A 959-nucleotide genomic window follows, 5' to 3' on the forward strand; every position below is an offset into this window, starting at 1 on the left:
CGGGGACCACCGAGTTCTACACCCTAGAGTTCGTCGGCAGCGTCAGAGGTGTATAAGAGACAGGCCATGGGTGAGGTCTTCGCCGGCCGGTACGAACTGGTCGACCCGATCGGGCGCGGAGGGGTCGGCGCCGTGTGGCGCGCCTGGGACCATCGCCGCCGTCGCTACGTGGCCGCCAAGGTTCTGCTCCAGAGCGACGCGCACTCGTTGTTGCGCTTCGTGCGGGAACAGGCGCTGCGGATCGACCATCCTCATGTGCTCGCCCCCTCCAGCTGGGCCGCCGACGACGACCAGGTCCTGTTCACCATGGATCTGGTCGCGGGCGGATCACTCGTCCACCTCGTCGGGGACTACGGCCCTCTGCCGCCGGCTTTCGTGTGTACTCTGCTCGATCAGCTGCTGGCGGGTCTGGCCGCGGTGCACGCGGAGGATGTGGTGCACCGTGACGTCAAACCCGCCAACGTGCTGCTGGAGGCGACCGGCACGGGCCGGCCGCGGTTGCGGCTGTCCGACTTCGGCATCGCGATGCGGCTGGGTGAGCCCCGCCTGACGGAGACCAACCTGGTGGTGGGGACGCCCGGCTATCTCGCGCCCGAGCAGATGATGGGAGCCGAACCGGACTTCACCGCCGATCTGTTCGCCGTGGGGCTGGTGGCGCTGTACTTGCTGGAGGGGGCCAAGCCGGACAGCAAGGCGCTCATCCAGTACTTCGCCGAGCACGGGACGCCCGGCGCGCCTCAGGGCATTCCGGAGCCGCTGTGGCAGGTGGTGGCCACGCTCCTGCAGCCCGATCCTGAAGCGCGGTTCCGTACGGCCACGGGGGCGCGCAAGGCGCTCGCGGCCGCCGCTGAGCTTCTCCCGGAGCCGGGGCCGGACGATGAGCTGATCGAGATCTTCGACCAACTCGGCCCGCTTCCGCGGGGGTTCGCCTCCGAGGGGCCGCTGGGGCGGGCGAAGGG

At 69.9% G+C, this 959-nt stretch carries 1 protein-coding gene; it reads left to right on the forward strand.

Annotated features, from left to right (window positions below):
- Nucleotides 1-66 precede the first annotated feature (66 nt).
- A partial coding sequence (locus C1J00_RS43665) for a serine/threonine-protein kinase (protein ID WP_146046428.1) occupies nt 67-959 on the forward strand: 893 nt, incomplete at its 3' end.

This window comes from Streptomyces cahuitamycinicus (assembly GCF_002891435.1).
GTDB classification, from domain to species: Bacteria; Actinomycetota; Actinomycetes; order Streptomycetales; family Streptomycetaceae; genus Streptomyces; species Streptomyces cahuitamycinicus.